Source organism: Bacillus sp. hwrm1, assembly GCF_040207805.1.
GTDB classification, from domain to species: domain Bacteria; phylum Bacillota; class Bacilli; order Bacillales; family Bacillaceae; genus Bacillus; species Bacillus velezensis.
The window spans coordinates 3,277,629-3,303,519 of sequence record NZ_CP157943.1 but is presented as its reverse complement, the minus strand read 5'-3'; the positions used below and the strand labels follow the sequence as shown (position 1 = coordinate 3,303,519).

Here is a 25,891-nt window from a genome sequence, read left to right as displayed (position 1 = left end):
GGGATTGACCGATGAAGCAGACACGCATCATGGCAAAAGCGATTCTGATCGGCGCTGCCGCCGGCGGAGCACTGTCCTTATTACATAAGCCGACGAGAGAGGCATGTTTCCGGAACATGGACGCGTGCAGGCAGCGTGCGGCATTTTACCGAAAACATCCTGAAGCCCTGAAACAGCAGGCTTCTGCAAAACTGGATCAAGTGAAAATCATCGCCAATACCGTATCGGAAGATCTGAGTTTTTTAAACGGGCAGATCACTAAGCTGAAGCAGACGACGCCGCAGGTCATTGACCTGTTAAAAGAAACGAAGGAGCATTTTTCGAAAAACGATCATTGAGGTGGGATGTCATGAGTTTTATAAAGGAGCTGTTTGCAAGGTTTTCTCTCCATGAAGGACAAAGTAAATCGGCGGAGCTGGCGTATTTTTTCCTGCTGTCATTGTTTCCGTTGATGATTTTCATGCTGACGCTCACCGCCTATCTTCCCATATCGGCAGAAGACGTGCTCGGGGCGGTCGATCAATACGCGCCCGACAGCGCCATGTCTATGGTGAAATCCATAACGGAGCAAACGCTGAACAAGCGCAGCGGCGGACTTTTGTCATTCGGGATTATCGCCGTCATCTGGTCGGCTTCGAATGGTATGAACGCGATTGTCAGAGCATTTAACCATGCCTACGAAGTCGAGGAAAACCGCTCATTTATCATCATTCGCCTGACCTCAATTTTTTTAACCATCGCGATGGTGGTTACGATTTTAATCGCATTGCTTCTGCCGGTGTTCGGCAGAGAAATCGGAATGCTGGCCGCAGATTTCATCGGCGCCTCCGGCCTGTTTTTGCAGGTGTGGTCGGTTGTCCGCTGGGGTATCAGTCCGCTTATCCTTTTAATCGTGTTTACCGCGCTTTACATTTTCGCGCCGAATAAAAGGCTTTCCCTCCGTTTTGTGCTGCCGGGAGCCGTATTTGCGGCAGCCGGCTGGATTATCGTCAGTATGCTGTTCTCATTTTACGTCGGCACCTTTGCCAACTACAGCGCCACATACGGGAGCATCGGGGGAATTATCGTCCTTATGATCTGGTTTTACCTTACGGGAACACTGCTGATTTTAGGAGGCGAAATCAACGCGCTTTTACATAAACGTAAAAAGCTTCCTGATGAAAATCCGTACCGCGGGAGCAAGCTATAGAGGAACGGATGACGTTCAAGCTGAAAAACGGAGGGAATCGGCTATGACCAAGCATACGAAAAAAGGCGGAAGCCATAATAAACAAAACTCAAAAAACGGCCCGAAGAATAAAACAAGCGGAAGCGCTAACGGGCAGAACGGATACCACTAGAAAGAAGCCGCCTGACTTAGATCAGGCGGCTTTTTTTATGAGGACGGAAAAGAATGGGATTCGGATGCGGGGCTGTGCTTTGTTTTCCCGAAGACGAGCGCAAGCCAAATACAGACCAGAATCACCGTAATAAAGTAAAACAAATTGGCGCTTTCAAACCGCTGCATATACCAGCCGCCCGCCACCGGGCCGATCATGCTGCCGAGGCTGAAGGAAATGCCGCAGAGCAGATTGCCCGCCGGCAGCAGATGGGAAGGCAGCAGGTCGCTCATATAGCTGATGCCGAGGGAAAACATACTGCCGACCGCCATTCCCGCCGTGAAAAAGCAGCAGCCGATGACAGAAGGCGACGGAAGCAGTCCGGCCGTCAAAAAGCAAAGGGCACCCGTTAATAAGATGACGAGCAGGACACGTTTTCTCCCGAATCGATCGCTTAATAAACCGAGAGGGAACTGGAATACAATACTTCCGATGGCAAAAGCGGGCAATATCAGCGCGACGGCATCGACGGATATGCCTAAGCGCAGGGCGTACACGGGAAAGCTTCCGTTCAGCGCCGTTTCTAAAAAACCGTATCCGAAAGCCGGGAGAAAAGCGACCCAGCCGAAAAGAAGGGCGCGGTAAAACCGTTTTGCGCTGTTATCCCCGGATGTTTCATCCGGACCTTGCGCCGGGTACTCGTTACGTAAGACAAATACAAACAGCCAGGCGGCAAGACTGATACAGCCGGATACGATAAACGGAAGGGACGGACTTGTTTTCACAAGAGGGACCATGAACGGGCCGACAGCGAATCCGAGCCCGAAGGACAGTCCGTACAGCGAAATGTTTCTTCCTCTGTTTCGGGGCGTTGACTTTGACGTCACCCACGTTTGGGTTGAAAAATGCAGCATATGATCCCCGATTCCGATAAGCAGCCGAAGAAAAAACCATAACCATATGGATTGAAGCCAAATAAAACTGAATAAGCTGATGATAACAAGAAATCCGCCCATGACCATCAGAGGTTTGAATCCGAGCTTGCGCAGCGGAGCCTCCATAAACGGCGACGCCAGAAGCACGCCGATATAAAGGCCGGTTGCGTGAAGTCCGTTTATAGCGGCTGATTCCCCGTTCGTTTCAAAAATGACGGAGATCACCGGCAGAAGCATGCCTTGGGAAAATCCGGAGATGGAAACAAGAAGAACCAAAATAAAGAAGTACAGTCGTGACATCGCGTATTTCTCCTTCTTCAGTATCTTTCTTGATCGTACACGGATTTGTCGCGTCCGGCAACCTGAAAATGCCAATTCGGGCTGCCGCGGAAGTGTAATTGAGGGAGTTTTTGAGAAGGATATAAAAAGACTCATTCGAAAAAAGGAGCCAGGCAGATATGAATCGGATTTTTTTCTTTACAGCTGCGGCGGGAGTGCCGCTTTCAGTCATCGGCGGCCTGATGCACTGGCCGTCAGCGGTTTTGTTTATTATTTATTGCTTGACGATTATTGCGCTTGCAAGTTATATGGGGAGAGCGACTGAATCTCTTGCCATTATCGCGGGGCCGCGGATCGGCGGTCTGCTGAATGCCACGTTCGGCAATGCGGTAGAGCTGATTATATCGCTTTTCGCCCTAAAAGAAGGGCTGACGGGCATCGTGCTTGCTTCACTGACCGGTTCGGTGCTCGGCAATCTTTTGCTCGTCGCGGGATTGTCGTTTTTTATCGGCGGTTTGAAATACAAGCGGCAGGAATTCAATATTCATGATGCACGGCATAATTCCGGCTTGCTGATTTTTGCCATTATCGTTGCTTTTGTCATTCCCGAAGTGTTTTCCATGGATATGGGGGAAAAAAACAAGCTTGATTTGAGTGTCGGCATCAGCATCATCATGATCCTTTTGTACGTGGCAGCTCTTTATTTCAAGCTCGTCACCCACCGCGGTGTTTATCAGCCGAATCAGCCGGAGGCAAAGGAAGAAGAGGAGCAGCCTGAGTGGTCGGGGAAAAGAGCGACAGCCGTCTTATTTATTTCAACCATTATCGTCGCCTACATATCTGAAAATCTTGTCCATACGTTTCATGCGGTGGCTGAACAGTTCGGCTGGAGCGAGCTGTTTATCGGGGTGATTATCGTCGCAATCGTCGGAAATGCCGCAGAGCATGCGTCGGCGATTATTATGGCGTACAAAGACAAGATGGATGTCGCCGTTGAAATCGCGGTAGGCTCGACTTTGCAGATCGCCATGTTTGTGGCTCCGGTTCTTGTGATCTGTTCCATCTTTTTTCCGGTCAATATGCCGCTTGTATTCACATTGCCCGAGCTTGTCGCGATGATCTCATCCGTCCTTTTGATGACGATGATTTCAAATGACGGTGATTCGAACTGGTTTGAAGGGGCTACGCTCCTTGCCGCTTATGTCATTATGGCGATCGGTTTTTTCCTGCTTTAACCTGTAAAAAATGCGGATAACAACGATTGCGGAGGAAAAGACTAAAGGAAAATGCTATAGAAAGAGTGATATGATGAGAAAGCTGTTTCATGCCACACTGATTCTGCTGTTATCCTTTAGTTTTTTCGCAACGCCGTCTGCCGGTGCAAAAAAACCGTTTAAAGTTCCCAACTCTGTCGTAAGCATTTCAAAGGAAAATACGTATCCGAATGCTTCACAGGACCAGCCGATGCTTCAGCCGAGCAAACTGGCGAAGGAATTGTTAGATACATCAGAGATCAACATCGAAAATCCGCATCTGATAAAGATGCTGAATGAATCCTCGGTTTCCGGTTCACCGCTTGCCATCGGATACCGGGCGACAATATTTCTCGGGAAATGGGCGCTCGGCTATCAGTCGAACGAAACGGTCGCCAACTGGGAATATAAAAAAATCAATACGAACAGAGCGGATAACCGGGGCGGACAGCAAACCGCGGTTATCTCATACGCCCAAGAACAGCAATACAAAATCAAAGGCGGTCTCACAGCGAAGGTGCCGAACGCAGAAGACGTAAAAAGCATGATGATGCAAAAAGCGATGAAGAAAACAAAACTGCCGCTCGCGTTTGAAACGGTTATCGGCGCAGGCACAAAACGCGACCAAACCTACAAAATTTCTCCGCAGCGGCTCGGCTACCTGCACGCCTACGCTCCGGCCGTTAATGAAAAAGGAAAAGTAACATACGGTGAAGTGTATTTGGTGCTGAAAGGCAGCAAGCGGAAACTTGTCGTCAAAAATGTGACTTCGCAAGGAATCGGGGCTTGGATTCCGGTGCAGGATCACGTCACATTCGGTTTTCAAATGACAGCGCAGCCGAGATAAATAAAAAAAGCTGATTCCGGTTCGGGAATCAGCTTTTTTGTGTGTGATACATTTCCTCGAGCAATTGCACATTGTTGTTGTACAGCTCCCGGGCAAGAACGCGTCTCACCGCAAGGCTCGCCGAGAAGTATTCTGTGTCTTGAACCATGCCTTTTACTGTAAATTCAATGCCTCTGGTTAATTTGTTCAGACTCATAATTCCATGCACTTGAAACGGCTCCGTCGCATTGAGAAATTCATCCCGCTTCAGTGAATCGCGAAGCTCATCATTGAGCATATCGCAGGCTTTTTCTAAGACGGCATATACCCGCTCGGGATCTTCCTTGTAACTGATCACGACGGACTCGGTAATCCGCATAAAATCAATGTTATAGTTTTGAAGCTGTCTGACCTCACCGTTAGATATGGTAAGCAGCTTGCCGGTCCACTCACGGATCTGGAGGGAACGGAGTCCGATTTCTTCGACTGTGCCGTTGAACAGATTGTTAATCGTCACGTAATCACCTTTATGAAGCTGGCGTTCGTATATTAAAAAGACACCGGCCAATATGTCCTTGATTAACGACTGGGCGCCAAAACCGATGACGATACCGGCAACACCCGCCCCGGCTAAAATTCGGCCGAAATCATGAACGAATAAAGAAATGACGTAAAAGATAAAACCGATCGTCGCCGTATACTGGGTGATGGATCGGACGAGGCTTTCAATCGTTTTCCCTTTCCGTTCCTCCAAGAAATCCGTGCGTTTAAATAACACCTGGACAAAGCGGTTGATCAGAAAAACACCGGCGTAAAGCACGAGAGCGACGATGATGATCTCAACCACTTTGCTTTTCAAAATGTCCGTAATTGTCGTTTCCATCTTTTGTTAACCTCTGGCTTTTCGTAATGAAAAATCTGTGTCCTGATAATAACTGTTTTTGACAAGGACGTTCGGGCCGAGGCACCGGACGTTTGTGCAGCGGCAGTTCAGCTCTTTGCTCAGCTTCGTCTGTCTCCACTTGTCATATGCTTCAGGAAGGCTGTCTGTTTTAATATTGCCGAGCGGCGGTGTATCGCCGAAATCCGTGACAATGATATTTCCGTCAAAAATGTTGACATTCAGGCGGGAGCGGCCGTCAGGGTCGTTTCGCACCGTAACGTTTCTCGCTTCCCGCAGGCGGCGGAGGAGCTTCTGGTCTTCTTCATCAGGGCTGCATGCGTAAAACGGGAGCGTACCGAACAGCATCCATGTCTCTTCATCGCGAATGTCGAGCAGATGATGAATGGCCTGTCTCATGTCCTTCAGACTGAGTGATTCAAGCGCGCTGGCGAAATCACTCGGATACATCGGATGGACTTCGTGCCGCTGGCATTTCATTTCTTCGGTAATTTGCCGATGAATATGTTCAATATGCGGCAGCGTCCGTTTGTTCAGCATCGTTTCCGCTGAAACCATTACGCCTGCTTCGACCAGCGTGCGGCTGTTTTCAATCATTTTGTCAAAATAGCGCGCCCGCTGTTCAAATGTCGGTTTCTTCTCCATCATTGCAAATCCGATGTCGGCAAAGTCCTCGACCGTTCCCCAATTGTGAGAAATGTGAAGAACGTCTAAATAGGGAATAATCCGTTCGTAGCGCCCGATATCAAGCGTCAGGTTTGAATTGATCTGTGTGCGCACGCCGCGTTCATGGGCATATTTCAAAAGCGGGACGACGTATTCCTTTACCGATTTCAGCGAAAGCATCGGTTCGCCGCCCGTAATGCTGATAGAGCGTAACAGAGGAATTTCATCAAGCCGCTTTAATAAAAGGTCGATCGGCAGCGCATTCGGGTCTTTCGGCTGGAGCGTGTACCCGACGGCGCAGTGCTCGCATCTCATATTGCACAAAGTCGTCGTTGTGAATTCAACGTTCGTCAGTTTCATATCTCCATACTGGTCGACATCCATGTACGCTTCCCAAGGATCGTACTCCGGTGTGATCGGACGCAGTGTTGTGTTTTGTGTCATGACTATCTAACTCCTTTATAAATGGGGCATACTAACGTCTGCCAACTGTTAATTTTAGACCTGATCTGCCAAGATCGCAAGTAGCGGAACCATTGAAAAACGGCAAAAAATACGCTACCATTATAAAAAATGAATGGAGTGGAAGTATGGGGAATGCAGTAAACAGCAAAGATCAGCAGCTCGATTACCTGAAGAACAGACTCGATATGTTTATGAATGTCATTGATTCCTTAGACCCTGAATCAACGGACGTTGAAGATATAGACCGGCTCATCGGCATGCTTGATGATCTGGAAGCAAAATACGAACGCTTTAAAAAGGATTGGGAATAAACCCCGGCGGATGCCGGGGTTTTTCTTTTTCCATAATGCGGCTGTATAAAAGAGCAGAGCCTACTGCAAAATAAGGAAAAATGCAGAAGGAGTGCTGGTCATGAAATGGTTTTGTTCAATTTGCTGCATGGCCGTTTTACTTGCGGGAGGCATCAACAGCGCAGAAGCCGTGCCGAATGAACGGATAAACTGGGGATTTAAACGCAGCGTCAATCATCAGCCGCCGGATGCCGGCAGACAGCTGGACAATCTGGTCAAAAAATATGATGCCTTTTATTTAGGCAATACGAAAGAAAAGACCATCTATTTAACGTTTGATAACGGATATGAAAATGGGTACACCCCGAAAGTGCTTGATGTGTTAAAAAAACATCACGTCACGGGCACTTTTTTTGTCACGGGTCATTTTGTGAAAGAGCAGCCTGATTTGATTAAACGGATGTCAAAGGAAGGCCATATCATCGGCAATCATTCTTTTCATCATCCTGATCTGACGACAAAAACGGGCGATCAGATTCAAGACGAACTCGATTCCGTCACGGAAGCTGTGTACAACATTACCGGAAAGCGGGACAACCTGTATCTCCGTCCGCCGCGCGGCGTATTCAGCGAATATGTCCTGAAAGAAACGAAGCGCCTCGGCTACCAAACCGTTTTCTGGTCCGTCGCATTTGTCGACTGGAAGGTTAACGAGCAAAAAGGGAAACAATACGCCTATGATCACATGATAAAGCAGGCTCATCCCGGCGCGATCTACCTTCTCCACACCGTTTCAAAGGACAATTCAGAAGCTCTGGACGATGCCATTACCGATTTGAAAAAAGAAGGCTACACGTTTAAAAGCATTGATGACCTGATGTTTGAGAAAGAAATGAAACTGCCGCGCCTGTAGAAAACACCTCTCCTGGTAATGGAGAGGTGTTAATTTGTTATTTTAAGCTTTTAATCAGTGCAGCCCAATCCAGATCCCCGAAGCCTTGTGCGATCCCGCTTTCAAAATGGCTCTTGGCCAGTTCGGCAAGAGGGAGTTTTGCAGAAACCTGTTCTGCGGCGGCGAGCGCCAGATTGGTATCCTTCAGCCCTAAAGACATTTTGAAACCGGCCGGCTCAAATTTCTGCTCAGCCATCATGGTTCCGTAATTTTGATAGACGGGAGAGCCAAAGAGCGCGCCGGCGATTTCTAAAAATTGTTTTTGCTCTAACCCGTACTTCTCCATCATTAAGAATGATTCAGATAACGCCTCAAGCATGGACACCAGCAAGAAATTGACGCTGATTTTCGCGGCATTGGCCGTTTTTGTTTCTTCACCAGTGTCAAATACTTGCTGACTCAGGATGTTAAGCAGCGGTTCGGCCTTTTTCTTCGCTTCTGCCGGTCCGGCTGTGATGATGCGAAGCTCGGCCTTCTCGGCGGCATCGGGGCGGCCGAGGACGGGAGCGGCAATAAAGGACTGCCCTCTGCCCGAATGTGCGGCGGAAAGCTGTTCTGACAGCGCCGTACTGATTGTGCTCATTGAAATATGAATGCCGTTTTCAGATAACCCGGCAATAATGCCGCAAGCTCCGAAAGTCACGTCTGTTACGGCGTCATCGTCTGACAGCATGGACAGCACGATGTCGGCATGTTCAGCTGCCTGGCGGGGCGTTTCGGCATATCCGGCCCCTTTTTCCAGCAGATCAGCCGCTTTTTCTTTCGTCCGGTTATATACAGTCAGGCTGTATCCGGCTTTCATGATATTTTCGGCGATGGGGCGGCCCATATTGCCGAGTCCGACGATGGCGATCTTCATTTGACAGTCCCTCCAATAAAGTTTTCCACCATTATACATGCAAAATGGTTAATCTGCTGTGTACAGGATTGCCACTTTCAGTTCAGGTTCTGAAGACCATCCGGAGTCTGAGGCGGCTTTCCCCTTATAAAATCCGGTAAATCGGGTTTTGATGATTGTTTTTGAACGGGGTTTTACAGTGAACGTTTTTGATTTGAATGTGACGTCCTTTATGTTTTCTGATAAATCCGGGGTGACAGAAATGGTTTGTTTCCCTTTTCCGTAATGATTGATATAAAGCGTGCAGCTCATGCCCGCTCTTTTTCGCTCAACCAGATGACTGCATTCGCTGCGGTGCTTCACATATTCGACAGCCTCTTTTTCGGGCGCGAACTGTTTTAAGGAAAAAACGGCATATTCGGTGGCAGGACTGATACCGGAAGCGGCCCCCATACTGAGAAAGATCAGAAACAGCCCCGCCGCGGGAAGCGTCCGCCTGAACGCGGCGGCACACCAGATTAACGCCGCAAAGTAAAGCACGACCCCGGGAATGACGGAGATATGGGCTCCATCTTCCGGCCAAGAGGAAAAGCCGAGTAACTCAAAGATGTAATCAGACACCGTACGGCCGTTATACAGCGGGGCAATGGACATGACACTGAAAGCCAGGAGGACAGAAGAAATGATTTTGTGAGAAAGGATGGTAACGGCGCACACCTCTTTACGTTTTTTTCCAGACTATCATGTTTTCTCAAAAAAAAGAACAGCCGGCAGCCGTTCTTACTTGAAAATATTAAACCAGCCTTTGCGGGCGAACCAAAACAGCATGGCGGCCACAAGAACGGCCATTACGCCCAAAACGATAAAATACCCGTATTTCCAATGAAGCTCAGGCATGTTATCGAAATTCATGCCGTAAACCCCCGCGATGAACGTCAGCGGGATAAAAATGGTCGAGACGATGGTTAATGTCATCATAATGGCGTTCATCCGGTTTGAATTCAGCGTCACATAGCTGTCCCGCAAATCTGACGTCATATCACGGTTTGACTCGATCAGCTCAGCCAGTTTTAACAGGTGGTCATAAATATCGCTGAAATACGCTTTCGTTTCACGGCTTTCTTTTACATGGTCAAGGCTCAAAATCCGGTACATTAAATCGCGCATCGGAATGATCGTCCGCCTCAGGTTCAAAAGATCAGTCCGCAATTCAAACACTTCATTCATTAAAGTGCCGTAAGATTTATGTGTTCTGCTGTCTTCAATTTCATTCAGCCGGTCTTCAATTTTGTACAGCACGGGGAAATATTCATCGACAAGCTGATCCATAATCATATAAGTGATGTGCCCGGGCCCTTTTTTGGCTAATCCCGGAGAAGCGAAAAACCGTTCTCTCACCTTTGAGACGCCGGGCGATTCGTGCAAATGGAAGCTGACGATGAAACGGTCGGACTGAAAAATGTCCACCTCTTCCATTTCCAGTGTGTCCGGGTTCAAGGCGTGGAGCACATAAAAACGGTAGCCGTCATAATGGTCGATTTTCGGCCGCTGCATATGCTGAAAGCAATCCTCGATCGCAAGCGGATGAAAGTGAAAATAATCACGCAGCAGCTCGGTTTCATGCATCTCAGCGCCGAAAAAATCAATCCAGTACCATGCGATGTCCGGTTGTTCTGTACGTGATAGGGGGATATTATCTAATATCTCATTATGTGTTGTGATTGCGGTTATATGTATCATAAACAACCCTCCGCCTGCCATTATATCATGCGGCGTTATGAAGAAAAGTATACGAATTGCCGCCCGGCCGCTTCATGATATACTTGGACAAAAAGGGGTGGAGCATATGTGGAAGGAAACGGTTTCGGTCACACCGCCGTATCATTTTGATAAAGTCCTTGAAAGGCTGTCGCTCGATCCGCTGAATGCGGTCGATCTTCATGCAAGATCAATCAAAGTGCCGCTCAGAACACGGGACGGCAAACTGTCCGTCATCACGGTTCAAGCGGAAGGCACCGCCGCAGACCCGGTCTTCCTCGTCAGCGGAGAAACGGACCGCGAGGAGATGATTGAACGGATCAAACACATTTTTCAGTGGGAGCAGCCGCTTCAGCCTGTGCTTGATCATTTCTCAAAAACAAATCTGTCGGCGCTTTTTGAGGAGCATGCGGGAACCCCGCTCGTCTTGGAATATGACGTCTACAACTGTCTCATGAAATGCATCATCCACCAGCAGCTCAACCTGTCCTTCGCTTTTACTTTAACGGAACGGTTCGTCCATGCCTTCGGTGAACAAAAAGACGGCGTCTGGTGCTATCCCGAGCCGAAAACGATCGCGGGGCTTGAATATCATGACTTGCGGGAGCTCCAGTTCAGCATGAGAAAAGCGGAATATGCGATTGACATTTCACGGATGATTGCAGAAGGAGCGCTCAATCTGGCGGAACTTACCCATTTGTCGGATGAAGACATTATGAAAAAGCTGATCACCATCAGAGGCATCGGCCCGTGGACCGTCCAAAACGTCCTCATGTTCGGCCTCGGCCGCCCGAATCTGTTTCCTTTGGCGGATATCGGCCTGCAAAACGCCGTCAAACGCCGCTTCGCCCTAGAGGATAAACCGTCAAAAGACGTGATGCTCCAGGTAAGCAGCGAATGGGCGCCGTATTTAAGCTATGCGTCCTTGTACTTGTGGAGAAGTATTGAATGATGAGGATTTTTGGAAACTTCCAGTGAAAAACATGAAGGAACCGCCGGCTGCATGTTATACTGAAAAGATGTGATATTTCAAAGCAGCCGTTTTCCCAGGAGAAAGGCTTTATATAGAAACGGAGAGAAAAAAACGTGAATCAACATCAAAAAAAGGCGCCTGCCGAATTGAAAATCGGACAGACATTTCCGCTGACCATCAAACGTCTCGGCATTAACGGAGAGGGCGTCGGCTATTTTAAGAAAAAAGTTGTCTTCGTTCCCGGCGCTCTGCCCGGTGAAGAAGTCGTTGCCGAAGCGACAAATGTGCAGCCGAAATTTTCAGAAGCACGCGTCAAAAAAATCCGCAAGCCGTCTGAACACCGCGTCACGCCGCCATGCCCGGTCTACGACCAGTGCGGCGGCTGTCAGCTTCAGCATCTGGCATACACCCAGCAGCTTCGCGAAAAACGCGACATCGTCATTCAGTCTCTGGAACGTCATACGAGATTCAATGTCGAAGAAATGAACATTAAAGATACGATCGGAATGGACAACCCTTGGAATTACCGGAACAAAAGCCAGTTTCAAGTCGGACGCTCGCAAAGCGGCAGCATCATTGCCGGCTTATACGGACTTGATTCCCATAAAATCGTTCCGATTAAGGAATGCATTGTCCAGCATCCGGCGACAAACAAAACAACGGGTATCGTCCGCCGTATTTTGGAAAAACACAACGTATCCGTTTATAACGAACGGACCAAAAAAGGCGATGTCCGCACCATCGTGACGAGAGTCGGTTTTGAAACAGGCGAAGTGCAGGTCGTGCTTGTCACCGCGAAAGAGACACTGCCGAATAAAGACGAGATCGTCAAAGCCATTCAGAACCGTCTGCCGGAAGTGAAATCGATTATTCAAAACGTCAACGGCGCGCGCACATCCGTCATTTTCGGTGACAAAACAAAAGCGCTGGCCGGAAGCCATGCCATTCAAGAAGTGCTCGGCGACGTGTCATTTGAACTGAGCGCCCGCGCCTTCTTCCAGCTCAACCCTGAGCAGACGGTCAAGCTGTATGACGAAGTGAAACAAGCGGCTCAGCTGACAGGAAAAGAAAAAGTCGTAGACGCGTATTGCGGCGTCGGTACGATCGGCATGTGGGTCTCAAGCGGCGCAAAAGAGATCCGCGGCATGGACGTCATTAAAGAATCAATTGACGATGCGAAGAAAAACGCCAAAAAACACGGCATCAAAAACGCGGCATATGTCACAGGAACAGCCGAACACTGGCTCCCGAAATGGACGAAAGAAGGCTTCCGTCCTGACGTGGTCATCGTCGACCCGCCGAGAACCGGCTGTGACAGAACATTTTTAGATACCATCAAAAAAGTAAAACCGAAACGCTTCGTCTACGTATCCTGCAATCCTTCCACACTGGCGAAAGACTTGCAGACGCTGTCGAAGGACTATCGTGTCGAATATATTCAGCCTGTTGATATGTTTCCGCAGACGGCTCATGTGGAAGCCGTGGCGAAGCTTGTATTAAAATCGTCTAACTAAAATAAACAATTTGTAATCAGACCTGGATTTCGGTAAATTAAACAATTCCGATTTCCGGGTTTTTTTATGCGCAGCCTTTGCCCTGGCTGTCTTTTCGATTCTTTTTTCCTCCTTTTAATAGTAATTCTAAAATATAAGATTTTTGGAAATTCTTCAACGATTTTTGTGTTAACTTCAACTATAATTGAATTGTAGTCTGTTTAATATAGGAGGAAGGGATATATTGGTCAAAAAATCATTTATTGTAATTGAAAAACCAAAAGGAAACATAACAAAACTACCTTATTCACCTATAAAAGAATCTCTGTTACTAAACTTAAAAACTAGGAATGAAAAGGGAGAAATAGAATTAAGGTGTGAGTGTTCTGATAAGATAGTGCTTAAAGTTTCCAATGCAAAATCACCGTATTTATATAATTCTACCAGACAATTTAAACATTCCAAGGATTGTTGCCGACATCCTCAATTTGTGGGTTCAAGCCCATATGAAAAGGCCTGGAGCTACGATGAGGAAGAGGGATTACATATTGTTAGAATTAAAGAATTACATCTTTCTCAGCTAGGGGATAATAACGAAAGAAACAGTAATGTGAGAAATAATGTGATTTATCATGAAGGAACGGGATCTAATAAAAATGTATCAACGATTTTTGGCTTAGCCACAAGAATAAATATGATGGCGTGGGAAAGTATGGTGTTAGGAAAAAAACATAGAGTTCCTAATGATAAATATGAGTTAGCTAAACATGTTTATGGTATATCGGCTCGAATTAGGTTATCGAGAAAAAGAAAAACTTTAAACGAGATGTTTTATAAACAAGTAGGCATATGGAATGTAAAAGTAAAAAAAGATATCTATTTTGTTTACATGTATGTAAATAGTGTAATACCGCTTGGAGAAGATACTCTATTTGATAATACAAAAAAAGATATTCTGTATTGTGAAGATGCTTTTGGGCGAACTAATCGCTTCTATGTTGAAAAGGAGGAATATGAACACAAGAAAAAAATAGAACCGCATAGCCCTGAATATGTGGTAGCAGGTTTTGTGTATAAAGAAGACAAGTATCATAAATGTATGACTCTAAAAAATTACTGTTTAATACCGATATCTGGTAGAGGTTTATATTGTGAAAGTTCTCATGAAAAAAATATATATGATCGGTTATGTGAAGATAATCTAACATTTTATAAGCCTTATTTGCCAATAGAAGGTTATGGAAGTTTTATTCCGGATGGATACGTTATCAATAAAGACAAGGATATAATATTTGAGGTGTTTGGTATTACTGGTATGTCCTCATATGATGAAAGAAAAGCAGAGAAAATTGCCTTATCTCAAACGGATTCCTTTAAGAGTATGTATAAATTTAAATATTGGGAAGTAAACTAATAGGAATGGAAGTTTTCATTTAATGAGGGATAGTTCATAGTTCCCATTAAGAAATTAATTCGTACCCAAAGTACATAAGCGAAGTTCAGGAAAGTATAAAGTTGCTTATTATAAGGGAGATTAATTGGGTTATTATAAACCAAGGAGAAGATTTGACTGTCTATAAGATCCAATTGCATGCGGGTTTTGGTAACGGAAATATAAAGCTGTAATAGATATACAATACAAACCCCATGCGATAGAAGTCTTGATTATAGCTAGACATAAATGGAGAAATATATATAGTGGATTTGTTGAAAAAAATATAGAAGGAGAGAACAACTTGAAAATATGGAACCATTATGAACTTGAGGCTTTGTTTAAAGATTCAAAGGAATTTATTCCTTTTTTAAACGAATTTATGCAAAACAATTCTCTGGAAGATACTTTAGAAATCGTTAGAGTCTCAGGCGTTTGTTTTAACATCTACAATAATAGACAAAAGATATCAAAAAAAGTCATATCTAACATTAAAGCAGTTTATAAGAGTGATATTAAGTTAATTGATAATTTTGAAGAAAAAATTAATATAATTAATTCAATTTTTAAGGATTTTTATAAATTGAGATCATCCAGGAAATTAGACCAAATTCCTCAGAAGAGAGAGGTAATAACATTTATTCTTTCTTTAGAGATTATGTTAGGTTCTCTAATTGAGTATATTAATGGGAATTCTATACATAGAATTAAAGAGGTGTATCCATACGTCATCTCATTGTTTGATGAAGGTAAACAAAAAATATTACCTGCTCAAAAAGATATAAATCGTGTATTAGGTATAGCTGATAGTATTGCAGAGTTTGCGGGGAGTTTACTGAAGTCTATGGGAGGTGGAAAAGGTAATATAGGAAAACTTGAAACTATGCGCATGAGTCACATAAGAGTCGCAAGAGAGCATATTGAACTATTTGATTTGTGGTCGTCTCTTTTGAACATTGAACAAAAATGGCGTTTTATCGGTACAGATTTTGATATAGATAATAAGAAAATTCACATCCAGCCCAAGAATGAAGATTTTTTACATGCACAAGAAATCTCAAAAGTGAGATTTAAGGATCAAAGAAGTAAATGGTATACGGATTTTAATTTAGCCGATAAAACAGAATTGGAACGTAAAATTGATCAAAATGCAAAGAAATTACCTCCAGCTCATTATCTTTGCGAGAATGAAGCATATTATTGTATTGCGATAGGAGAATTTCTACACACTCATGATCTAAATATAAGGCTTTTAGGTGTGTCACTCGCAGAATGGATTAGAGCTTACGTTGTAATTCAAATTGAGGCTGAAAATTATTTAAAGGAAAGATTCGAGTCAAAAGTAGTTAAACCATTAAACTTAAATAATTGGACTATTATGAAAACTGAAACTTACTGGATAAACTTATTTGTTTCAAAGGGAGTAACTCAAGCCAGTGCTCTTAAAATCATCAATAACTTCAAATTTAATCAAGATGCAAAAGATTTGTTAGATTGTCCTTTTGTCGTTCATAATGACAGTTTGATTATTATTCCTTCTGTGGCATCACATATAGATCCTTCAATGTCATTGATATCTCTGTTAAATAAGAAGAAAGTGGATATTTCTTTTAAGGGTACTGGATTAGAAGAATACATATTAAATAAACTAAACAAGCTAGATATTGGTGCGAAAAGACTAAAGAGAATTGTTAATGGTGAAACATATGAATGTGATGTAGTTTTTACTATTGACAATGATTTGTTCTTTGTAGAATTAAAAGCCTTTGGTCAACCACTAACTATTAGGGAATATTATAATTTCTTAATAAAGATAATACAAAGGGAAACGGAAAAGATAAATAAAAGCCATAAAGAAAGAAGTGCTGTCGAGCAACTAAATCGTATTGTTGATTATTACGTGGAGAATATAAACATTGTAAGAGAAGAATTGAAACTAGAAGAAGAATGGCATCCTAAAAATATTTATAAAGTTATTGTAACGACAGCAATGCTTGGTGAAAGTATGTATTATAATGATTGCTATATTGCTGATACTTCAGCTTTTGTTCGGTTTTTAGATAGGAATCCTCCGGGTTTTTCAATAGGAAATAGATCTTTAAAACCGTATCACGAAGATTTTGAAGGAAATATAACATCTGAAAAGCTAATTAATATGTTGAAAAATCCTCCACAAATAGAGTTGGGAAATATAAGAGTCAAAAAGAATTATAGAAACCTTGCGATAAATGATTTAACTGTTCAATACCCATATTATAATGATCAATTAGGTGATTTTATCGAATACGATAAAGAATTATTGCAAAGATTAGGTTTAGAGAAGGATGAAATTAAAAAGATTAAAAAAATTGCAGAATAAAAAAAATAAGCTCCACTCATTGAATGCAAGCTTAAATTTATGCCTACAGCTAAACTTAGAGATAAATGGTGGGTCTATTTTTAAGATGTAATTACTATTAAAGATATATGTTAGGCAAGCTAAGCGTTGATAGATAAATAGGGAATTTTTTCATAATGTGGATTTTTGGAGGAGATGATAATGGATTTGAAAATCAAATTACCATAGGAATTCTTCATTAAGGGAAAGGCTAATCATACAATTAATTTTGAAATTCCTTTGCCTGAACATATAAAATGGGCTAAAAGATCAAAAATTTAGATCAATGAAAGGTGTTTATGTAACAGATTTAAAAAACCAAACTCGTAATTGTATATATGTGGGGGAAGGTAGCATGCGTAATAGATTAAGTAGACATAAGTATACATTAAAGAGTCTTCTTAGTAATAATGAGCATTGTCGATCTTCGGTCTTTTTCTTGCGCGGCCCTCTCCAGATTTTCATTTTAAAAAATGAAACATAAGAGGACAGGCGATCACGTTGATTAGAGCAAAAGCAAGTAATATGAATGATTTGTTTCAACCTAATACCATTTATGTGTGTTAATGAAATGTTCAAAATTTACTATCGTTTGATAAGAAGTGCTGACACATGCTATAAGTGTAAAAGAAGCATGGTCAGTTTTTAATTTTGGGATAAAGGTTTGGCTGTATCCCATCATGAAAGGATTTGGATTTGTTATGACAGATAATTTCTGGCGTGAATTACCACGGCCATTTTTTGTACTGGCACCAATGGAAGATGTGACGGATGTCGTTTTTCGCCATGTTGTGAGTGAAGCAGGCAGACCTGATGTGTTTTTCACAGAGTTTACAAACTCAGAAAGCTATTGTCACCCGGATGGGAAGGATAGTGTGCGCGGCCGTTTGACATTCACGGAGGATGAACAGCCGATGGTTGCCCACATATGGGGAGATAAGCCTGAAAACTTTCGCCAAATGAGTATTGGGATGGCGGAATTAGGGTTTAAGGGCCTGGATATCAATATGGGCTGTCCTGTACCTAATGTGGCGGGGAATGGAAAGGGAAGCGGCCTGATTTGCCGTCCTGAAGTTGCAGCCGAATTAATACAGGCGGCGAAAGCAGGAGGTCTGCCGGTAAGTGTGAAGACCAGACTTGGCTACACGGATATAGACGAATGGCGCGGCTGGCTGACACACATACTGAAACAAGACATTGCGAATCTTTCCATTCATCTGCGTACAAGAGCGGAAATGAGTAAAGTAGATGCGCATTGGGAGCTCATCCCGGAAATCAAGAAACTTCGTGATGAGATAGCGCCGGATACCCTATTGACGATCAATGGGGATATTCCTGACCGTGAAACCGGCTTGAAACTCGCTGAACAATACGGTGTTGACGGGATTATGATTGGACGAGGCATTTTTACTAATCCATTCGCCTTTGAAAAGGAGCCGAGAGAGCATAGCAGTAAGGAATTGCTTGATCTTTTGAGATTGCACCTGGATCTTCATGATGAATATTCAAAAGCAGAAGCTCGAGCATATAAACCGCTCCCCCGCTTTTTCAAGATATATCTCCGCGGATTCCGTGGAGCAAGTGAATTAAGAAATCAATGCATGAATACAAAGTCAACAGATGAAGTGCGTGCATTGCTCGATGACTTTGAGAGAAAGTATCTTGAGGGGATGGAGCAAGAGTGACCTAAACAAGTCTTCATCCGGCCCGGATTTCGGTTTGAATTCCGGGTCTTTTTGTGTGCAGTTTTTATCCAGACAGATCCGTCATGCAGAAATAAACGAATAATGGTACATTGATAGGAGATACATCATAAAGGGGGAGAGAAAAATGAAACGACTGTGCATCATCCCCTGCGGCAAGAAAAAAATTTGGGATGTCCATTCAGATACAGGTCCGGTAAGGGCGGAAGACGCTTATCTCAGCCCGTTTCATCAGGCGTGCGAGCGATATGCGAAAGCATTTTTCGATGAGTGGGTGATTTTGTCGGCGAAGCACGGATTCCTTCGTCCGGACGATATGGTTCCCGGAAATTACGATGTCACTTTTGGAACCGGTCATCCGGAGATCATGGCAGCGGACGAGCTGCGCCGTCAATTTCATGAAAAAGGCTTTTCCGACATCGAAGAGCTTGTCATGCTTGGCGGAAAAAAATACCGAAGCGTCCTAAACGCCGTCATCGGAGAGCATCAGCATATCACCTGGCCTTTGTCATCGTATAAAGGCATTGGCTACATGCTTCAAGCGCTGAATCGGGCTGTTGAAGAAAAGCATGAACTGCAGCACGTGGATATGAAAAAAAGAGTGTAACCACTCAAACGCCATGATAAACTGTATGCAGAAGAATGAAGCAATAAAAGATTTCCGAGGAAATAAATACGTCGATCATTGTCAAAGACAGGGTGATGCCCGGTCTTTTTTGTATGCCTTAAAACGAGACAAAGGGAACAGATCGAGACAAAATGAGACACCTGTCTCAAACTGTCTCCATTGTAAAAGTAAAAACATTCATTTTACGGGCTTCAAAGGCTGGCATGCTTCTTGCATTTATAAGTGTGAACCCTAAATAGAAGGAGGCGCACAAAATGGAATTGTTAAAACGAGAAGGCTTGTCATTAACTGAGGAAAAAGCGCTGTGGATGTACCAAAAGATGCTGGAAATCAGGGGCTTTGAAGACAAAGTGCATGAACTGTTCGCGCAAGGAGTGCTTCCCGGATTCGTCCATTTGTATGCCGGTGAAGAAGCGGTAGCTGCGGGGGTGTGCGCTCATTTAGATGATGGCGACAGCATTACAAGCACGCACAGGGGACATGGCCATTGTATCGCCAAAGGCTGTGATCTGGACGGCATGATGGCGGAAATATTCGGAAAAGCGACCGGACTGTGTAAAGGAAAAGGCGGTTCTATGCACATTGCGGATCTTGATAAAGGCATGTTAGGCGCAAATGGAATCGTCGGGGGCGGATTCACGCTCGCATGCGGATCAGCGCTCACGGCTAAATATAAACAAACTAAAAATGTAAGCGTTTGCTTTTTTGGGGACGGAGCCAATAACCAAGGGACCTTCCATGAAGGGCTGAACTTAGCGGCAGTATGGAATCTTCCTGTCGTGTTCATCGCCGAAAACAACGGTTACGGCGAAGCCACGACATTTGAGTACGCATCAGCCTGTGATTCAATCGCCGATCGGGCGGCTGCCTACAACATGCCGGGGGTCACGGTGGACGGAAAAGATATTTTAGCAGTTTATCAGGCAGCCGGGGAAGCGATAGAAAGAGCAAGAAACGGCGGAGGCCCGTCTTTGATTGAATGTATGACTTACAGAAACTACGGCCATTTCGAAGGGGATGCCCAAACTTATAAAACAAAGGATGAAAAGACTGAGCATCTTGAAGAAAAGGATGCCATCCAAGGCTTTAAAAACTATCTTCTAAAAGAAACAGATGCAAATAAACTGTCAGACATCGAACAGCGTGTCAGCGAATCGATTGAAAAAGCCGTCTCGTTCAGCGAAAAGAGTCCATATCCGAAAGAGTCTGAGCTGTTGACAGACGTCTACGTGTCATATGAAAAAGGGGGAATGTGAGATGGCGAGAGTCATAAGCATGTCGGACGCGATCAATGAAGCAATGAAGCTTGCGATGAGAAAAGACGACAATGTGCTTGTAATCGGTGAAGATGTCGCCGGGGGAGCGGCGGTCGATCACTTGCAAGATGATGAAGCATGGGGCGGTGTATTGGGGGTCACAAAGGGGCTCGTACAGGAATTCGGCAGAAGCAGGGTGCTGGACACACCAATTTCTGAGGCGGGCTACATGGGTGCGGCCATGGCTGCGGCATCCACGGGGCTGAGACCGATTGCGGAACTGATGTTTAACGATTTTATCGGAACGTGCTTTGACCAAGTGATCAACCAAGGGGCGAAATTCCGCTATATGTTCGGCGGTAAAGCGCAAGTGCCGATCACCGTCCGCACCACATACGGAGCCGGGTTCCGGGCAGCCGCTCAGCATTCGCAGGCGCTGTATGGCCTGTTCACCAGCATCCCGGGTCTGAAGACGGTTGTGCCGTCCAATCCATATGACGCCAAAGGTTTGCTGCTTTCGGCAATAGAAGACAATGATCCGGTATTCTTTTTTGAAGATAAAACGTCCTACAACATGAAGGGCGAGGTGCCGGAAGATTATTATACAATTCCGCTCGGAAAAGCGGATATCAAACGCGAAGGCAATGATGTCACGCTCTTTGCAGTCGGCAAGCAGGTCAATACTGCGCTTGAAGCGGCTGCGCAGCTTTCTGAGAAAGGCATCGACGCCGAGGTGCTTGATCCCCGGAGTCTGTCTCCTTTAGATGAGGAAGCGATTTTCACATCGTTAGAAAAAACAAACCGGCTGATCATCATTGACGAAGCCAATCCGCGCTGCAGCATCGCCACGGATATTGCTGCGATTGTCGCCGATAAGGGCTTTGATTTGCTTGATGCGCCGATTAAACGGATTACAGCGCCGCATACACCAGTGCCGTTTTCGCCGGTGCTTGAAGATCAATATTTGCCGACATCAGACCAAATTGTCAGCGTCACGCTTGAATTGCTTGGCGAGCCGGCAATGAATTAAAGGAGGGATATAGAATGGCTGTAAAAGTAGTAATGCCGAAGCTGGGAATGGCGATGAAGAAAGGTGAAGTATCCGTCTGGAATAAAAAAGTCGGCGACCCGGTTGAAAAGGGAGAAAGCATCGCCAGCATCAACTCGGAAAAAATAGAAATGGAAATAGAAGCGCCTGAAAGCGGCACGCTTCTCCATATTAAAGTCAAAGAGGGAGAAGGAGTCCCGCCGGGAACGCCCATCTGTTATATCGGGGAAAACGGCGAAGAAGTGCGGGAGAAGGAGGCGCCGGCTCCTGAAAATGCAGGGAAACCGCAATCTGAACCTGAACATATTCCCGCTCCCAAAGCCGTGCAAAAGCGTAAACACCGCGTGAAAATATCTCCCGTTGCCCGAAAAATGGCAGAGAAAGCCGGGTTGAAAGTTGAAACGCTGAACGGGACGGGGCCTGGAGGCAGAATCGTAAAAGCTGACGTCATCAAGGCCATGAAGACGGAATCTGAACCGCAGTCTTCGGATCAGATGGCACAGCCGGAGGGAAAACCGGCTTCAGCGATGAGAAAAGTGATTGCAGACCGAATGCACAAAAGCCTGCAAAACAGCGCCCAGCTGACGCTGACGATGAAAGCGGACATTACGGAGCTTGTAAAATGGCAGCAGCAGCTCGCCGACAGCGCGAAAAAGCGGAGCGGTGTTAAACTGACGGTCACACATTTCGTATCCCGGGCCGCGGTGCTTGCGCTGAAACAGCATCCTGAGCTGAACAGCTCTTATCAAGAGGAGCGGATCATCACCTATCCATATGTCCACCTCGGGATGGCGGTTTCTCTTGAAAACGGTCTCGTCGTGCCGGTGATTCGGGATGCGGAAAAGCTTTCATTCCTTGAGCTTGCGGATCACATCAGCACATCGGCACGCCGGGCGCGGGAAGGCAATGCTTCCGGAGATGATCTGCACGGATCGACATTTTCTATTACAAATCTCGGGGGTTACGGAATTGAGCATTTCACCCCGATTCTTAATCCGCCTGAAGCCGGTATTCTCGGAGTGGGCGCAAGCTATGAAACGCCTGCGTTTAAAGGAGATGAGCTTGTCAAAAGCATCATGCTGCCGCTGAGCCTTACCTTTGATCACAGAGTATGTGACGGCGCACCGGCTGCGGACTTCCTGAAAACGGTCAAAGCGCTGCTTGAAGAGCCGGCCGGATTGATTTTATAGAGAGGGTGAAGAGATTGACACTAGCCATTATCGGCGGCGGGCCTGCCGGATATGCAGCTGCCGTGACTGCCGCGCGGAGGGGAGAAGAAGTCGTTCTGATCGACAAAGGGCCGCTCGGAGGCACTTGTCTCAATGAGGGGTGCATCCCGACAAAGTCGCTTTTGGAAAGCGCGAATGTGCTCGATAAAATCAGGCACGCAGATACATTCGGCATCGAACTGCCGCAAAACATTACACTCAATTGGGCCCGCATGCAGGGGCGCAAACGGCAAATCGTCAGCCAGCTCGTGCAGGGAATTCAATACTTAATGAAAGCAAATCAGATTAAAGTCATCAGCGGGACAGCTTCATTTCTCACAGAGCAGACATTGCTTGTTGAAGGAGAAGGAGGCGCAAAAGACATTCTGGAAGCGGATCGGATATTGATTGCATCCGGATCTGAACCGGCGGAGCTGCCGTTTGCCCCATTTGACGGCGATTGGGTGATCGACAGCAAAGACGCGCTTTCTTTACAGAAAATCCCTTCTTCTCTGCTTATTGTCGGGGGAGGTGTGATCGGCTGTGAATTTGCCTCTTTATTCAGCCGGTTTAAAACGAAAGTGACGGTGATTGAATCGGCTGACCGGCTGCTCCCGGCAGAAGACGGAGAAATCGCCGCCGTTTTCGAAGACTCTTTAAGAGACAGCGGGGCTGATATTCAGACGAAAGCCGCCCTTCAGCGGATTGACAAAGAAAGGAAAACCGCGGTGTGGACAAAAGACGGCAAAGAAATTGAGGCTCAGGCTGATCACGTTTTGGTTGCAATTGGGAGAAAGCCGCGTTTGCATGGCTTGAATCTGGAGCAGGCCGGCATCCGGTATTCTCCGCGCGGCATTGAAGTCAATGACCATATGCAGACCAATGTGCCTCATATATATGCGTGCGGCGATGCGGCCGGAGGAATGCAGCTCGCGCATGCCGCCATTCATGAAGGAATCACAGCCGCCGCGCATGCCTCGGGAAAGGACAGCAAAGTCAATATGCGGGCGGTGCCCCGCTGTATTTATACATCGCCGGAAATGGCCGCTGTCGGGCTGACGGAAACACAGGCGAGAGAGGCATACGGAGATGTGAAAATCGGAGAATGCTCATTTTCTGCTAACGGAAAAGCGTTAATTAAACATCAGCATGGCGGCAAAATGAAAATCATTGCCGAACCGGAATTCGGAGAAATCGTCGGCGTGTCAATGATCGGGCCGGACGTGACGGAATTGATCGGTCAGGCGGTCATGATGATGAACGGTGAAATGACGGCTGATATGTCGGAGCACTTTATCGCGGCGCATCCGACTCTGTCAGAAACGCTTCAGGAAGCCCTGCTGAATGTCACCGGACTTGCGGTGCATTCCGTATAACCGGAATACCCTTTCTCAGATGAGAAGGGGTATTTTTCGTTGAAAGCGCTTTATTTTTCCCCTACAATATATGAAAAGATGGTCTGAACAGGGGGGAGCAAATACAATGAATGTCATTCGGAATGATTTTAAAACCTGGAAGCGTTTTGTCAAAGAAGGCGTGCTCGATGAATCCCGTATTCAGAAGCGGGTGGCCGCCTCATGGCACCGCTGCAAAAAAGCCGACGTCAACCCTTATCTCGAAAAGGGGCCGAATGTAATGCCGGCAGATCATTTAGAAAGGCAGGCCGAAAAGCATGCGTTATTTTTAGCGGCCTCAACGCCTCATGCAGAAAGAATGAAAACGGCGATGTGGGAAATGGAAATGATGGTTCTTCTGATTGATTCTGACGGCGTTGTCCATTCAGTTGACGGCCACCCGCGCACCATTCATGAAGCGAACCGCATCAATTTCTTAAAAGGCGCCCGCTGGACGGAAACGGCCGTCGGCACGAATGCGATCGGGACGGCTCTTTATACAAATGAGCCGGTCATGATACACGGCTCTGAACATTATTCGCTCGCTTCTCATCAATGGAGCTGTTCCGCCGCGCCGATCCGTTATGAAGACGGGCGGCTGGCGGGTGTCATTGATATTTCCTGCCCCGCCGCCCGCGCTCAGCCGTTTATGCTCGGAATTGCCTCCTCCATTGCTTATACGGCGGAACGGGAGCTTGCCCTAAAGATCAAAATGACAGAACTTGACATGATCAGCAAGTTCGCCGGGCTTACCCGGTCTCACGATCCGATCGTGCTTTGCAATGAAATGAGCCGGGTTATCGCCGCAAGCCGTCCCGTTCAGCATTTTACCGGACATACGCTGCGCGAGCTTGAGGAACAGGGATTTCACATCAAGCAGGCGAAGCGGGAGGAGAACGGCTACACATGCGTTTATTTATCCAAACGAGAAGAAAAGCCGTCTTTTATATTCCATGGTGCGGCAGGCAAAAGCCCGTCATCCCGACATATGCTTCAGCAGCTGGAGCTTGTCGCCCGAACGGACGCAACCGTTTGTCTTACGGGAGAAACCGGGACGGGAAAGGAGGTTGCCGCCCGGGCGATTCATAACAACAGCTCCAGGAAAAACGGCCCGTTTATCGCCGTCAATTGCGGAGCGGTCCCCGAAAAGCTGATTGAAAGCGAACTGTTCGGCTACTCGGAAGGCGCCTTCACCGGGGCCAAACGGAAAGGACATAACGGCGCTTTGCAAAAAGCCGATAAAGGCACGCTTTTCCTCGATGAAATCGGAGAAATATCACACTCCATGCAGGTCGCTCTGTTACGGGTGCTGCAGGAACGGAAAGTCACCCCGGTCGGCGGGACAAAAGAGATTCCCGTTGACATCAGAATCATCACTGCCACCCACACTGATCTGAGACAGCTTGTCGAATGCAAAAAGCTGAGAGAAGATTTATTTTACCGGCTTCACGTCTGTCCGATCCACCTCCCTCCATTAAGAGAACGCACCGAAGACATTCCCGGCCTTTTCCTTGAATTTCAGCGAAATCGCGGCTGGCGGGGGGAGCTTCCTGATGACTTTTTAGACCTATTAAAGAGCCGGAAATGGCCGGGGAATATCAGGGAATTGTTTAATGTATTTGAACGTCTTTCCGTCATGTTCCCGGACGGACGGCTGTCAGAACGCCCCATCGCAGCCCTGCTTGAAGCGTCAGGTCTTAAAGAGGCGGCCGAGTCTTATGAACAGGAAGAAGCGCCCCCTGTCTCCATCCGGGAGCACATTCAGAAAAACATCATCGTAAACGCGCTTGAATCGGCGAAGGGGAATGTCACGCTGGCCGCCAAAATGGCCGGAATCCCGCGGAGCACGTTTTACAAACGTCTCAAAAAATTCAAACTCACCGCCGGACAATTGTAA

At 46.1% G+C, this 25,891-nt stretch carries 23 protein-coding genes; 17 read left to right on the top strand and 6 right to left on the bottom strand.

Going from position 1 to position 25,891, the window contains the following annotated elements; translation table 11 throughout:
• Positions 1 to 11 precede the first annotated feature (11 nt).
• Complete coding sequence (locus tag ABK447_RS16545) at positions 12 to 338, top strand: hypothetical protein (RefSeq protein ID WP_052827179.1); 327 nt, start codon at positions 12 to 14, stop codon at positions 336 to 338.
• Positions 339 to 349: 11 nt separating this feature from the next.
• Positions 350 to 1,189 (top strand): YihY family inner membrane protein, encoded by an 840-nt coding sequence (locus ABK447_RS16540; RefSeq protein ID WP_007408509.1) that lies wholly within the window; start codon positions 350 to 352, stop codon positions 1,187 to 1,189.
• A gap of 186 nt (positions 1,190 to 1,375) precedes the next feature.
• On the opposite strand, the gene ABK447_RS16535 is transcribed toward ABK447_RS16540, so the two are convergent.
• Entirely contained in the window at positions 1,376 to 2,554 is a 1,179-nt protein-coding gene (locus ABK447_RS16535; RefSeq protein ID WP_094031585.1) for an MFS transporter, read from the bottom strand.
• A gap of 158 nt (positions 2,555 to 2,712) precedes the next feature.
• Between ABK447_RS16535 and cax the strand changes: the two genes are divergently transcribed.
• Both cax and ABK447_RS16525 read left to right on the top strand, forming a co-directional pair.
• Positions 2,713 to 3,768 (top strand): calcium/proton exchanger, encoded by a 1,056-nt coding sequence (gene cax, locus ABK447_RS16530; RefSeq protein ID WP_007408511.1) that lies wholly within the window; start codon positions 2,713 to 2,715, stop codon positions 3,766 to 3,768.
• Between the two features lie 70 nt (positions 3,769 to 3,838).
• A complete protein-coding gene (locus ABK447_RS16525) occupies positions 3,839 to 4,633 on the top strand; it encodes a YfkD famly protein (protein WP_094031586.1) in 795 nt (264 codons plus the stop codon).
• A gap of 28 nt (positions 4,634 to 4,661) precedes the next feature.
• Here the strand turns inward: ABK447_RS16525 and ABK447_RS16520 are convergent, their stop codons facing one another.
• Positions 4,662 to 5,495 carry a mechanosensitive ion channel family protein gene (locus tag ABK447_RS16520; protein WP_007408513.1) on the bottom strand — a complete coding sequence of 278 codons (834 nt, stop codon included), beginning with the start codon at positions 5,493 to 5,495 and terminating at the stop codon, positions 4,662 to 4,664.
• Between the two features lie 6 nt (positions 5,496 to 5,501).
• A complete protein-coding gene (yfkAB, locus tag ABK447_RS16515; protein WP_094031587.1) occupies positions 5,502 to 6,623 on the bottom strand; it encodes a radical SAM/CxCxxxxC motif protein YfkAB in 1,122 nt (373 codons plus the stop codon).
• Positions 6,624 to 6,769: 146 nt separating this feature from the next.
• Between yfkAB and ABK447_RS16510 the strand changes: the two genes are divergently transcribed.
• On the top strand, positions 6,770 to 6,955 hold the full coding sequence (locus ABK447_RS16510) for an SE1561 family protein (protein WP_003155558.1): 186 nt from the start codon (positions 6,770 to 6,772) through the stop codon (positions 6,953 to 6,955).
• A gap of 100 nt (positions 6,956 to 7,055) precedes the next feature.
• Complete coding sequence (gene pdaA / locus ABK447_RS16505; protein WP_003155556.1) at positions 7,056 to 7,847, top strand: delta-lactam-biosynthetic de-N-acetylase; 792 nt, start codon at positions 7,056 to 7,058, stop codon at positions 7,845 to 7,847.
• A 37-nt stretch (positions 7,848 to 7,884) separates the two neighbouring features.
• On the opposite strand, the gene ABK447_RS16500 is transcribed toward pdaA, so the two are convergent.
• The 3 genes from ABK447_RS16500 to corA all read right to left on the bottom strand — a co-directional run bounded on the left by ABK447_RS16500 (position 7,885) and on the right by corA (position 10,464).
• Positions 7,885 to 8,745: an NAD(P)-dependent oxidoreductase gene (locus tag ABK447_RS16500; RefSeq protein WP_094031588.1), complete on the bottom strand. Its 861-nt coding sequence runs from the start codon at positions 8,743 to 8,745 to the stop codon at positions 7,885 to 7,887.
• 48 nt (positions 8,746 to 8,793) lie between these two features.
• Positions 8,794 to 9,441, bottom strand: coding sequence for a hypothetical protein (locus tag ABK447_RS16495; protein WP_094031589.1), 648 nt, complete (start codon positions 9,439 to 9,441; stop codon positions 8,794 to 8,796).
• Between the two features lie 63 nt (positions 9,442 to 9,504).
• Positions 9,505 to 10,464: a magnesium/cobalt transporter CorA gene (gene corA / locus ABK447_RS16490; RefSeq protein WP_007408518.1), complete on the bottom strand. Its 960-nt coding sequence runs from the start codon at positions 10,462 to 10,464 to the stop codon at positions 9,505 to 9,507.
• Between the two features lie 106 nt (positions 10,465 to 10,570).
• Here corA and ABK447_RS16485 point away from each other — a divergent pair, with 106 nt between their 5' ends.
• From ABK447_RS16485 to ABK447_RS16435, 11 genes are all read left to right on the top strand, one after another.
• A complete protein-coding gene (locus ABK447_RS16485) occupies positions 10,571 to 11,434 on the top strand; it encodes a DNA-3-methyladenine glycosylase (RefSeq protein ID WP_094031590.1) in 864 nt (287 codons plus the stop codon).
• Between the two features lie 134 nt (positions 11,435 to 11,568).
• Entirely contained in the window at positions 11,569 to 12,969 is a 1,401-nt protein-coding gene (gene rlmD / locus ABK447_RS16480) for a 23S rRNA (uracil(1939)-C(5))-methyltransferase RlmD (protein WP_007408520.1), read from the top strand.
• Positions 12,970 to 13,192: 223 nt separating this feature from the next.
• On the top strand, positions 13,193 to 14,362 hold the full coding sequence (locus ABK447_RS16475; RefSeq protein WP_052941788.1) for a hypothetical protein: 1,170 nt from the start codon (positions 13,193 to 13,195) through the stop codon (positions 14,360 to 14,362).
• Between the two features lie 322 nt (positions 14,363 to 14,684).
• Positions 14,685 to 16,739, top strand: coding sequence for a hypothetical protein (locus ABK447_RS16470; RefSeq protein WP_206701121.1), 2,055 nt, complete (start codon positions 14,685 to 14,687; stop codon positions 16,737 to 16,739).
• A 719-nt stretch (positions 16,740 to 17,458) separates the two neighbouring features.
• Positions 17,459 to 18,442: a tRNA-dihydrouridine synthase gene (locus tag ABK447_RS16465; RefSeq protein WP_094031591.1), complete on the top strand. Its 984-nt coding sequence runs from the start codon at positions 17,459 to 17,461 to the stop codon at positions 18,440 to 18,442.
• A gap of 145 nt (positions 18,443 to 18,587) precedes the next feature.
• Positions 18,588 to 19,067 carry a DUF6884 domain-containing protein gene (locus tag ABK447_RS16460; RefSeq protein ID WP_061581195.1) on the top strand — a complete coding sequence of 160 codons (480 nt, stop codon included), beginning with the start codon at positions 18,588 to 18,590 and terminating at the stop codon, positions 19,065 to 19,067.
• A gap of 275 nt (positions 19,068 to 19,342) precedes the next feature.
• Positions 19,343 to 20,344 (top strand): acetoin:2,6-dichlorophenolindophenol oxidoreductase subunit alpha, encoded by a 1,002-nt coding sequence (gene acoA / locus ABK447_RS16455; RefSeq protein WP_003155540.1) that lies wholly within the window; start codon positions 19,343 to 19,345, stop codon positions 20,342 to 20,344.
• A gap of 1 nt (position 20,345) precedes the next feature.
• Positions 20,346 to 21,374 carry an acetoin:2,6-dichlorophenolindophenol oxidoreductase subunit beta gene (gene acoB, locus ABK447_RS16450; RefSeq protein WP_052827183.1) on the top strand — a complete coding sequence of 343 codons (1,029 nt, stop codon included), beginning with the start codon at positions 20,346 to 20,348 and terminating at the stop codon, positions 21,372 to 21,374.
• A 14-nt stretch (positions 21,375 to 21,388) separates the two neighbouring features.
• On the top strand, positions 21,389 to 22,582 hold the full coding sequence (locus ABK447_RS16445) for a dihydrolipoamide acetyltransferase family protein (RefSeq protein WP_094031592.1): 1,194 nt from the start codon (positions 21,389 to 21,391) through the stop codon (positions 22,580 to 22,582).
• A gap of 14 nt (positions 22,583 to 22,596) precedes the next feature.
• Positions 22,597 to 23,976 carry a dihydrolipoyl dehydrogenase gene (gene lpdA / locus ABK447_RS16440; RefSeq protein ID WP_094031593.1) on the top strand — a complete coding sequence of 460 codons (1,380 nt, stop codon included), beginning with the start codon at positions 22,597 to 22,599 and terminating at the stop codon, positions 23,974 to 23,976.
• Between the two features lie 106 nt (positions 23,977 to 24,082).
• Entirely contained in the window at positions 24,083 to 25,891 is a 1,809-nt protein-coding gene (locus tag ABK447_RS16435) for a sigma-54-dependent Fis family transcriptional regulator (RefSeq protein WP_094031594.1), read from the top strand.